The 11,599-nt window shown below is 55.3% G+C and carries 2 protein-coding genes; both read left to right on the plus strand.

Annotation, left to right across the window (positions count from 1 at the left end; genetic code table 11):
- Window positions 1-11: 11 nt before the first annotated feature.
- On the plus strand, window positions 12-6,821 hold the full coding sequence (locus HEQ34_RS12945; protein WP_296201155.1) for an Ig-like domain-containing protein: 6,810 nt from the start codon (window positions 12-14) through the stop codon (window positions 6,819-6,821).
- Window positions 6,822-6,938: 117 nt separating this feature from the next.
- A partial coding sequence (locus tag HEQ34_RS12950) for an Ig-like domain-containing protein (protein WP_296201156.1) occupies window positions 6,939-11,599 on the plus strand: 4,661 nt, incomplete at its 3' end.

Here is an 11,599-nt window from a genome sequence, read left to right on the forward strand (position 1 = left end):
GGAATTAAAGCATGACTGACATTAACAACCAAAATCTTACATCTGATCACAATGGTCGCCAGGCTTCGTCGCAAAGCGTTGCTGTTCCCGACTATCCGTCGTCAGTTCAGCTCCCGGTCCAAGCGGTAGGCACTTTGGTTGATCCATTGGGTGTAAGTAAGCAGTCCAAAGGCAAGCGCCGGGGCAAGAAGGTGGCTCCGACCCAGCAGGATTTGGACTATGCAGATGGTCAGGATCAGTCTGCGAACGCAAAGGGCGAAGACAAGGCATCTGGCGGCGGCGGCGGTAGCAGCCTTTTATATGTGGTCGGTGGTCTTGCTGTAGTTGGCGCCGGCTTGGCCCTAGCTGGAGGCAGCGGCTCGTCGCCCACTCCCGAACCTCCCAAGGATACAACGGCACCCACCGCACCTACGGTTTCGCTTCCAACCGACACAGGCAGCTCTTCCACTGATCGCATCACAAGCAACGGTCGCATCGATGTTGGTGGCCTCGAAACGGGCGCGACTTGGGAATATTCGACCAATGGCGGAACAAGCTGGCAGTCGGGCAGCGGGACAAGCTTTACACTCAGCGCCGGGACATATGCAGATGGATCAGTTTTGGTCCGTCAAAAGGATACTGCGGGCAATGTAAGCGCGACGGGTAAACCAGCAGGTGCCGTCACCGTTGACGCCACGGCACCTTCGGTGGCCACTATTGCGCAGGTCGCAGGGGATGGCACCGTCAGCGCTGCGGAAAAGGCTGCGGGTGTGACCTTGAGTGGTACAGGTGAAGCCGGTAGCAGTGTTTCTGTTGTTTGGGGCACGGTTACGAAGACCGCGACTGTCAATTTGTCTGGCGCATGGAGTGTCCAGTTTGCATCGACAGATGTGCCCGCCGATGGCGCAACGACAGTACGGGTCACATTGACCGATCTGGCCGGAAATGTATCTGCCGAGGCACAGCGGGCCGTAACTGTCGATACCAGTCTCCTCGTTCAAGGTAATATCGTCGCTGGCCCGCTGGTTGCGGGCCACGGCCTGACCGTGTCCATTTTTACCAGCACAGGTACACTTCTTCAGTCAGGTGTCACCGTTGCAAATGACGGAAGTTTTTCGATCCGTGTTCCGGCAAAGCTTGGCGATGTGCTGATTGCGAAGGTCACTGACTCCGGCACAGGTGCCGACTATTCTGACGAGGCGACAGGCGCCGCCAAAGACCTTAACGCTGCGCTTTTTGCCACCGTGATCGTTTCGGACCTGTCTGCTCCAATTCAGGCGCAGGTTAACCCTGTGACCACTTTGGCGGCGATCAAGGCTGGTCTCAGTGCCGATGGCAGCGGGACTATCAGCAATGCTGATGCAGTTCTGAATGCCAATACACTTGTGGCAAAGGCCCTTGGCCTCGACAATGTGAATGTGGCCCCTGTCCCGACCAATGGCGGTAGCTATGCCCCGTCGGATGGATTGAGTTCAGGCGAAAAGCTTGGCGCAGTTCTGGCTGCGCTTTCCGGTCTTGACTCAACAAATGAAGGTAACTCGCAAACGTCTTTGACATTTTTGGCTGCACAGATCGGTGTTTCTGGTCAGGCACTCAGCGCAGAGGGCCAGGCGGCTCTTCTCAATGGTGCCTTAGCGGCCTCGCTACGTACCGATGGAAAGCTTGAGGCTGCAATCTCCAATCTGTTGGCAGCGACGCAGCAGTCAGTTGACCTGAGCATCGCATCTGTCGCGAGTGACAATGTCGTTTCCGCATCCGAACTTAATGGACTTGTCCTTACAGGAACTGTGGCAACAGGGGCAACTTCGGTGGTTCTCAGCCTTGGCAGTTGGACCGCAAATGCTACCATAACCGATGGAACTTGGTCATACGCCCTTTCCGCTTCTGATGCCTCTTCCTTGGGAGCGGATGGCGCAAAAATCTTGGTTGCCACGGCTGTATTGGGGCAGGGGCAATCCGTCACTTCGTCGCGGGCAATCCTGCTCGACACCGCTGGACCCGATGCCACCATCAATATGATTTCAGGGAATGATGTTGTCAATGTAGCCGACAAATTGGCTGGCGTGGTCATTTCCGGTACTGCCGAGGCAAAATCATCCATTCGGTTGAATTGGGGCGGCGCGGAGTTATCGACGCAAGCTGATCTTGCTGGTGTCTGGACGTTGACGGTTCCGTCCGCTCAAGTGCCAGCGACCGGAAACACGACTGTCTCAGTCGTTGCAACCGACGTTAATAACAATGCTGGGCAGGCTGTAACCCGCAATGTCTCCGTCGCTACGACGCCGCCTAAAAAGCCAACCATTGATGTGCTGAGCCAAGATGACGTGCTTGGCGCGCCTGAAGTTGTAAATGGCATTGATTTGACTGGGATGACTGATCCTGGGGTTAAAGTCCTTCTCAGTTGGGGAAATGGCGCTCAATATTCAGCCGTTGCCAACGATCTTGGTGAATGGAAGATCCCCCTTTTAGCCTCTGAGATTCCGGCGCAGGGCATGCGCTCTATCACGGTCCAAGCGGAAGATTCTGTTGGTAACTTGAGCGATATTGCAACGCGAGATGTTACTCTTTATGGCACCCTTACTGCGCCTGTTATTCTGCCCGTCATGGGCGACGACGTAGTCAATGCTGCTGACAGTGCAAACGGGATAGCGTTGAAAGGCCTCGCCCCGGCCAATGCCCTGGTTCGCATCGTCTGGGGATCCGCAACTGCGACGGTGGAAGCCGATCCGCTTGGGAATTGGACCGCGCAATTTGATCTTGCGGATCTTCCGGCAGACGGAAATACGACAATTACGGCAACAATCGTTGATGCATCGGGCGCTAAATTTGGTTCTTCGAGCCGGCCAGTTGTAATTGACACCACCAGCCCAGACCCAGTTTTGATCAATACGGTAGCGCAGAATAACGTTGTGAATGCGCTGGAAAAGTCTGCTGGTGTTGTTGTGTCAGGCACAGCAGAGGCGGGCAGCAAAGTAGATGTAACTTGGGGTCTATCCGCGAAAACTACCAATGCGTCTTCGACGGGTGTTTGGACCGTAACATTTGCGGCTGGGGATGTACCGGCCGATGGTTCGACGACGATTATTCAAGCAAGGGCAACAGATTCTGTTGGCAATATCAGCCCAATTTCGACGCTTCCTATCACGATTGACTCGGACGTTCCATTGACGCCTAACGTCAGCTTGGAGGTTGATACAGGACAGTCTCCTTCGGATCAAATCACGAAGAACGGTAACTTCAGGGTTCTTGGTGTGGAGCCTGGCGCAAGCTGGAGCTATTCTTCCGATGGCGGTGCAAGTTGGGAACCTGGAAGCGGAACGACCTTCCTTCTTGATGATGGTAAATATGCAATTGGACAGATTCGGGTGCGGCAGACTGATGCTGCCGAGAATGAAAGCGTCGCATATTCAAATGCTACTGCCATTCAGATTGATACCGGCGCAGAAGATCTCGTGATTGACGACGTCGCCCGTAATAATGTTGTCAACCTTGCCGACAAGACGGCGGGCGTCACAGTAACGGGCATGTTTGAGGCTGGCTCTTCTGTCGTTGTGACTTGGGGTTCAGTGGTTAAAACTGTCGCACCCGTTGGCGCGGACGGGAAATGGGCGGTCACATTTCTTTCTTCCGAAGTACCTGCGGATGGTAGTCGTTCAATTTCCGTAACAGCGACCGATGTTGCAGGAAACAGCATAACCCCCCCAGCAACGCCTATTACAATCGATACGGATGCTCCAAGCGCGCTGGGTTTACAACTATCTGACACCGGGTCGTTGGATACGGACGGCGTTACCAAAGACGGTACTGTCAACATTAGCAATTTAGAGTCAAACGGCGACTGGGAATATTCGATCAACTCAGGTGAAACCTGGAGTGAAGGCTCGGGGACCAGCTTTGGATTGCTCCAAGGCGTCTATGAAGCAAACACCGTATTGGTGCGTCAAAAGGACGCCGCTGGAAACATCGGCGCAAGCTCGCCCATAACCAAAAAATTGGTTGTGGACACGTCTGCCCTTGGCTTGTCGATATCGCAGGTGGCGAATGACGGTGTTGTTAACATTGCCGAGCAAGCAAGTGGGGTCGCAATTTCCGGCTTTGCGGAAGCCAATGCGTCTGTTCTCGTCACTTGGGGCGCGGTGAGTAAGACCGTCAACGCTGGACAAGATGGTGCTTGGTCCGTTGATTATCTGCCATCGCAGGTTCCAGTCGATGGCCAATATGACATCCAAGCAGTTCAAACCGATATTGCGGGTAATGTCAGCGACGGAGTTATTCGCCTCCCTGTTTCGGTTGATACAGTGCGTCCTTCGGCCCCGCAGATCGCGGCGGTTTCAACGAACGACATTGTCAACGGTGCAGAAAAGCAAGCGGGTGTTTCGGTTTCCGGAACCGCTGTTGCAAACGGTAAGGTCGTTGTGCAATGGGGTTCCGCGTCCAAGACAGTAGACGCAGATGGCAATGGAAATTGGTCTGCCCTTTTCAGTGCATCGGACATACCGGCAGATGGATCGACGGCCATTACCGCAACGGTCACAAACGGCATCGGAAATACGAGTGTGGCTTCGTTGCCGCGCACTGTGTTGATAGATACCATTGTTGCGGCACCATCCGTTGCTACTGTGTCTGGCGACGGACGTGTAAACGCAGCCGAGAAAACTGCTGGCGTAACGGTTAGCGGTCTTGCCGAGGCTAATTCAACAGTGGCTGTTAGCTGGGGCACTAAGGTCCAAACTGTGTCATCAAATCAGGCTGGCCAGTGGTCTGCGAACTTCAGTTCGGCTGACATACCATCCGATGGAAGTTCTCCGATTACCTCGTCGATTACTGTGTCGGTGACCGACGCGGTTGGAAACAAATCCAATGAGGTCAACACGCCGGTTGTGATTGACACGCGGGCGCCGGATAATACACAAATCAGCGCTATCGCCGGTGACGACATTGTTACGTTAGCGGAAAAAACCGCTGGCGTGGTGGTGTCCGGACGCGCAGAAGCGAGGGCCGTCGTTACGGCTACATTTGGCGGCCGTTCTGAGACCGTGAATGCGGATGCCGCTGGCAATTGGTCAGCAACATTCGCAAGCACCAACGTTCCTGCAGATGGTGACCGACTGGTGGCCGTCACTGCAACGGATGCGGCTGGTAATATCAGCGCTACGGCCAGTCGATTGATCACGGTTGCGACGGCGCAAACATCAGCGCCAGTTATCGCAGTCATCGCGGGCGATAACGTGGTTGGTGCATCGGAAAAAGCCGCCGGTGTTCGCGTTTCCGGTGTGGCTGTTGCCGATAGCGCCGTCATAGTGGCATGGGGCAGCAATCCCGGCAAAACTGTAACTGCCAATGCGCAAGGTAGTTGGACTACAAGTTTTGGGAGTGCCGAAATACCAGCCGACGGTGCCTACACGGTGACAGCAACGGCAAATGGCGTAACCGGTTCGCGGCAAGTTAATGTGGATGCGACGCCTCCCGCAGCGCCTACGCTGGTAACGGCGGCGGCTGCTCAAAACCTCGCCATTGCAACCGGGTCGTCTGGTGCGGTAACTGTGTCTGCAGAGGTGGGCTCGTCCATCCTCGTTGTGTTTACAACTGCTAACGGAACCATCTCCAAACCTTTGACGGCAACTGGCGCAACGCAGGCTGTTGTTTTGACGGCGAACGATCTGACGGCGTTGGGTGATGGCATTGTGAATGTGTCGGCTACCGCCAGAGAAGACGTTAGCGGCAGTAGCCAAATTAGCACGGCGAGCTTTGTGATCGATACGGTCGCACCGGCCGCAGCTCAGCTGTCTGTCGTTGCAACGGATCAGGTTGTGGACATTCTGGAGCAGGCGCAAGGCGTGACCTTCGCGGGTACGGCGGAAGCCAATGCGCAGGTTGTGGTCCAATGGGGTGCATCGTCCAAGACTGTAAATGCGAATGGCACTGGCGCTTGGTCTGCCGTGTTCACATCAGCGCAGGTGCCTGCAGATGGGGCTCGAACCGCCACGATAACAGTGTCAGACGCGGCAAACAATGTGGCCTCTTCAACAGCCACGGTTCAGGTTGCGGCGACGCCATATATGGCGTTGACCAAAGGGGCCGAGCTTATCGTAACGAAGGACATTTTTGCATTATCGGCCAATGAGGTGAGCGCCACTTCTACGAGCATTACCATTTCCGGTCTGACAAATGGCGCATTCCGCAAGGGTGGGTTGGCTATCACCCAATTTACGCTCAAAGATGTCCAAGATGGACTGGTAACATTTGTACATGACAACTCTGTCAACGCACCGACCTTTAACGTGGCGGTGAGTGACGGCACAATTTCCTCTGTGGCGAAGGCCGCTCAGATTTTCTTTGTACCGACCAGCCTTTCTGTGAACCTTGATGATAGCCTGACGGGCACGACCGGGTCCGATCTTTTGATTGGTGGGTATGGCAATGACACCATCAGAGGTGGCCAAGGCAATGATGTCCTTTATGGTCTTGGCAGCGGGATTACGCAGGGCCTTGATAATGACATTTTTGTCTGGGGATCGGGCGATGCCGGCCTTGGTGCTACCGATGTCATCCGGGACTTTTCCGCGTGGAATGGCACAAGCGGTGACAAGTTGGACCTGAGGGCTTTGCTCGTGGGATATCAAGCTGGCACATCCGACATATCTCAATGGATGTCCGTGCAGAATGGAGTGACCCTGCCTGGTGCAACAGGTTGGGATGCTGGAAAAACGGGCACCCTTTTGACCATTGATATCGATGGTGCCGGGGCAGGGACCGTCACGCAGACCATTTTCTTAGAAAATGTATCCCTGCCGACGACAAACCCAAATCAACTCATCTCTGGTGGTGTGATTTTAGCTTAATATATTTTTGGGGGCCACTTAGGCGGCCCAAATAACTATCGGCTTAACAAATATAAAAATATAAAATGTTGAAGATATTATTACTCATAGTCTTTAATAATTAATCAGGAACCCAACATGGCGCAAAATTTAAATGGATCGACTGTAGCTCCTGCTAAGAATATTGTTAAAGTCAATATTCTTAGGGCGAATGTAAAGCAAACCAAAGTCATTGATACTGACATTGTTTTCGTTCTTGAGGATGGTCGAACCGTTTTCATCCGGGATGGCGCGGTCCAGTCTCTTCTGGATAACGGCTTTTCTGTTGAGTTTAGCGACGGCGATCAGGTTTCGGGACAGGAGCTGCTTCAATCCGCAGGCGCTGCGGAGCTTTCTTCTGTTGCTTTGACGGGGCCTCAGGCGTCCGCTGACAATGCGGCGATTGTGGTGCAAGCGCCGCAAGCCGTTGGAACGTCGGGGGCCGCAGCGCCGTCTTCGGGTGGCGGATTAAAGACCTGGCTGGCCATTGGGACACCAGTGGTGGGCGGCGTGTTGGGGGGCGTCCTTGGCGGCGGCGGTGGCGGTGCGTCGGCGACGGCGGGCGGCACTGACACGCCTGTGAACGTCAAGCCAGCGACACCGGTGATCAACGTTGTCGCCAATGACGATAAGGTCAACGCAGCCGAGAAGGATGCGACTGCCGGAGTTGCGGTAAGCGGGATCGCGGAGGCCAATGCAAGCGTAACTGTTAACTGGGGTAGCACGTCCAAAACGGTAACGGCGGATAGTGCAGGCCGTTGGTCGGCTAGTTTTACAGACAAAGAAGTGCCCGCAGATGCCACAGGCACAACGATCAGCGCGATTGTAAAGTCGACCGCAGGCGTTTCAAGCGACCCGGCAACGAGGACCGTGCAGATTGATGCAACGGCGCCAGGATCTCCTGTAATTGCAGGCTCTGCTGCAGAACGCATTGTGGGTCCGACAGAGAAGGCGACTGGGGTTGAATTTACCGGGACAGCAGAAGCAGGTAGCACTGTTACCGTAAGTTTTGCTGGGGTCAGTAAAACTGACGTTGCTGATGCGGGTGGTGGATGGTCTGTCAAATACAAACCGAACGAAGTTCCCAACCCTGTTCCTACCGCGTATCCCGTGACGGCAACCGCACGCGATGCGAACGGCAATATGTCAGCAGCTTCAGCCATCAGCAATGTTAAAGTTACGCCCGCCATTGACGTGTTGGGTCAGATTGTGGCTGGCCCCGTCCAATCCGGCAACGGCCTGTCGGTCGACATTTATCGTGCCAACGGGACGCTTCTCGTTTCGGGTATCAAGGTAAACGCGGATGGTAGCTTCATTGCCAAAGAACTGCCTATCGTGGCAGGAGATGTGATTTTTGCACGGGTCGTAGATAGCACGATCAGCGCGGATTATCTCGACGAAGCAACTGGGGTCGCGACAGATCTTAACGCTGTTCTGCTCGCCGTAACGGTAGTGGAGGGCACATCGGTTACGATGAACATCAATCCGCTGACGACCATCGCGGCGATCAAGGCTGGTTTGGCGGCAGACGGAAGTGGAACGATTGCGAACGCAGCGGCGGCAACAAATGCCAACACCGCGACTGCACAAGCCTTCGGTCTTTCGGGGATTGATATCACGACAACGTCTGTCGTCGCGACAAACTCAGATGGCTACAACTCGGACGATGGTTTAACACCTGGTGAAAAGGTTGGCGCGGTCCTGGCTGCCCTGTCAGGCCTAGATAGCATAAACGCCGGGAACAGTCAGACGACGATCACTAACCTCAGCCAGTCAGTCAATGTCGATGGCAACAAAGGCCAGCTTGATAACCCAGGTCAAGTGTTGCTGATGCGCGGGGCCACTGCGGCCGAAGACAAGGTCCAAGGTTCGCTGCAAAACTTGATCTCTGATAGCTTGGCGGCGTCGTCACCTGTGACGCAGGTGACAATTAACGCAATTGCCACAGATAACATCATCGCCGGGACTGAGGTCGCTAACCTCACTCTTTCGGGTACGGTTTCTTCGGGCGCTACGGGCGTTACGGTTCTAATGGGAACCAAGACATCTGAGGCGAGCGTCAGCGGCACTTCATGGAGCTACACGCTTTCCGCTGCCGATATTTCCGCGCTTGGTGCAGATGGTGTGAAGGTCATTCAGGCACAGGCCACGTTGCCAAATGCGGCATCGGCCACCGCCTCGCGTCTGGTCACGCTTAAAATTGCACCGCCTGCTGCGCCCTCGTTAAATGTGGTTTCGGGCGACAATGCAATTAACGGTGTGGAAAAGACAGCAGGTGTTGCCTTTGCCGGTACAGGTGAAGCCGGCAGCACGGTGTTTTTGACATTTGGCAGTGTCACCAAAAACGTGCTCGTTGACGCTGCGGGGACATGGACAACGGCATTTTTGGCGTCTGAAATCCCGGCCGATGGCAATTCGTCTGTTTCGGTGCTGGCAAAAGATTCGTTTGGCAACTCCAGCGCCGCGGTAACGCGTTCGATCCAGATTGACTCTTCCGCACCGGGCCTGCCGATCATTAAGCTGGTGGCGGGCGATGATCTGATCGGTCCGTCGGAAAAGCTTGCGGGTGTCCAGATTCAGGGTACGGCCGAAGCGCTAGCCAATATTAGCCTCACATTTGGCAATTTTGTGCGCACAGCGAAGGCCGATACATTGGGCAATTGGAGCGTCAGCATTCCCAGTTCGCAAGTGCCCGAGGTCGGCGAAATTTTGGTGACTGTTACACAATCTGACGCTGCGGGCAATGTAAGCGCAGCAGGGACACGCACGGTGACAGTCGACGCGCAGCCGCCGGCAAAGCCCGTCATTCTGAACGTCGCAACGGACAACATCATCAATGCGGCGGAAAAGCAGAACGGAGTTTTCATCCGCGGTACGGCGGAGCCGAATGCGTCGATCGAAATCACTTTTGGGACGATCATCCGCTCTGCCAAAGCTTCCGCGACCGGCACATGGAGCGCGTCGTTCACGCCTGCACAGATCCCGGCAGACGGCACGGCAAATGTGACCGCGATTGCGACCGACGCCTCGGGCAATGCCAGTGAATCCGCCACCCGTAGCTTCACCATTGATACGGTTAACCAGAATCTGACAATCGCCCCCGTTGCGACGGACAATGTTATCAATGCTGCTGAAAAGTCGGCGAATGTAACCGTCACTGGGCAAGCAGAACCGGGTGCCAATGTCGTGGTAACATTGGGTGGAATCTCGCGGCCCGCCTCGACCAACCAATCTGGTGTTTGGGTTGCCACTTTCTCGACTGCGGAAATTCCTAACGACACAAATCTGACCACGGTTACGGCGCAATCAACCGACCAAGCTGGCAATATCAGTGACGTGGCGAAGCAAGATATCCGCATCGACACTGTCGTGCCCGCTACGCCTGTGATTTCCACAGTGGCGGGTGACGATCTGATCAACGTGACCGAACGCGCTGGCAACATCACCGTCAATGGCACGGCGGAGGTGGGTTTAGCGGTTCGTGTAACATGGAATGATATTGTCAAAAATGTTACCGCCAGCACGCTTGGCGCTTGGAGCGCAATCTTTACGAGTGCCGAACAACCATCCGACGGCATCTCCACCATCACGGCGCGGGCGACCGATGCTGCGGGTAATGCCAATGCGGTGGATGGCACGCGCAGTGTAACCACGCTGACCGCGGCGCTCCAGCCTCCTATCATTGATGAGGTTGCGGGTGATGACAGGATCAGCATTGCCGAACGTGCGGCCGGCGTCACGGTGACTGGCAAGGCGAGCGCCAATGCAAAGGTCGAGGTGACATTTGGATCAACAACGCGTGTCGTCGATGCGAATGGGTCAGGTGTCTGGACGGCCAATTTTACGACTAGTCAAGTCGCGGCAGAGGGTGCAGCGCGTTCCATCACGGCGTTTCAAACCGATGTGAGTGGCAATGTCAGCGGCACGAGGACCCGCAATGTCGAAGTGGACCTGACCGAGCCCCAAATTCCCGTGATCATCTCGCCAATAGCCGTTGATAACATTATCAATGCGGTGGAAAAAAATGCCGGGGTTACCATTTCGGGGACTGCGCCAATCTCCACCGTAGTGGAGGTCAGAATCGGCGGCGGCACCCCGAAATCGCTGACGAGTAGCGGCACTGGCGTCTGGTCGGTCACTTTTGCCGGCGGTGATATTCCAGCGGATGCGACGGGCGTCGTTATTGAGGCGCGCACCATTGATGCTGCCGGAAACCCAAGTGTTTGGGTCGCCGCACCTCCTGTTATCATTAACACTGTCCCGGTCGCTGCGCCGACTGGTCTTGATTTGGCTGCCGTCGATGACACGGGGTTGAGCAATAGCGACAATGTAACGAGCCAGACCTCAGGCTTGACGATCACTGGGCAGGCCGAGGCCAATGTCCGCGTTGAATTGTTCAACGGCGCGACCTCGCTTGGCAGCACAACTGCAGACGCATCTGGTGCATTCAGTTTGGATGTGACACTAGCCCCTGGCGCGCGCGCGATCACCGCCAAGGCAATAGACGCTGTGGGCAATGTGAGCGCAGCATCTGCTGCACTGGCCATAACGGTCGACGTGACAGCTCCCGCTGCGCCGAAGGGGTTCGATCTTGCCACTGCCCCTCAACTGTCTGCGATTATAAGCGGCACTGGCGGCTTTGTGATCAACGGCGCATCGGCAGATGACCGTTCGGGCTTCTCCGTCAGCTCTGCGGGCGATGTGAACAATGATGGCTTTGACGATCTGATCATCGGGGCACCTGACGCCGACCCGAACGG

Source organism: Sphingorhabdus sp. (assembly GCF_023910635.1).
Lineage (GTDB): Bacteria > Pseudomonadota > Alphaproteobacteria > Sphingomonadales > Sphingomonadaceae > Sphingorhabdus_B.

Bases quoted from the DNA above. Each gene is read 5' to 3' on its own strand.
- HEQ34_RS12945 (WP_296201155.1), top strand. From the start codon at position 12: ATGACTGACATTAACAACCAAAATCTTACATCTGATCACAATGGTCGC.